Annotated in this window: 1 protein-coding gene; it reads left to right on the top strand. The window is 65.2% G+C overall.

The features are described 5' to 3' along the window. On the top strand, positions 1-713 hold a 713-nt coding region (locus EJK15_RS69715), incomplete at its 5' end, for a group II intron maturase-specific domain-containing protein (protein ID WP_276615638.1). Positions 714-811 lie beyond the last annotated feature (98 nt).

Below are 811 nucleotides of genomic sequence, written 5' to 3'. Positions count from 1 at the left end.
CGAGTAAGGCGGCCGTGCAACGGTTCCGGGCACGACTCACCGCTGAAATGAGGGCCCTGCGAGGGGCCAACGCGCAGGCGGTGATCCGCAGGCTGAACCCGATCATCCGGGGCTGGGCTGCGTACTACCGGACGGTGGTGTCCAAGAAGACTTACGTCCACTTGGACACCCACATGTGGAAGCTCGCCTTCAGCTGGGCGAAGCGAAGCCACCCGAACAAGTCGAACCGCTGGGTCGTTGACCGGCACTTCGGCGCGTTCAGAAGGTCCAGGACCGACCGCTGGGTGTTCGGTGACCGCGACAGCGGCGCCCACCTCCACAAGTTCGCCTGGACACCGATCGTCCGACACCAGGCGGTCAAAGGCTCGTCGTCGCCAGATGATCCGGCCTTAACCGAGTACTGGGCCGAAAGGCGTCGCCGCCGCAAGCCACCGCTGGACAACGCCCGGTTGCGCCTGATCCAGGCACAACACGGGCGTTGTCCGCTCTGTCGAGGGCTGCTGCTGGACGCCGACCACGAACCACAAAACCCCTCTGAATGGGAGCAATGGGTCAAGGTCACCCGCATCGCGATCCGCCGCCAGGCGATCACCATCGACGCGGGTTTCGGCAAGTCGAGCGAGACCCTCGCACTCCGACTCATACACAGCCACTGCGCGCGACGACTTAACAACGAGCGCGCGCAACGGCACGGTACTTCTGCCTGCCCGTGAGCCTTCGGGCTTGCTTGAGCCGAGATGCCTGGAAAGCGGGCTTGTCCGGTTCTGAGGGGGCGGGGGCGCAGAAATGCACTCCCGCTACCCGACCCCGA

The sequence above is a fragment of the Nonomuraea basaltis genome, assembly GCF_005893125.1.
Classification (GTDB): domain Bacteria; phylum Actinomycetota; class Actinomycetes; order Streptosporangiales; family Streptosporangiaceae; genus Nonomuraea; species Nonomuraea basaltis.
This window is presented reverse-complemented; position numbering and strand designations above follow the sequence as displayed.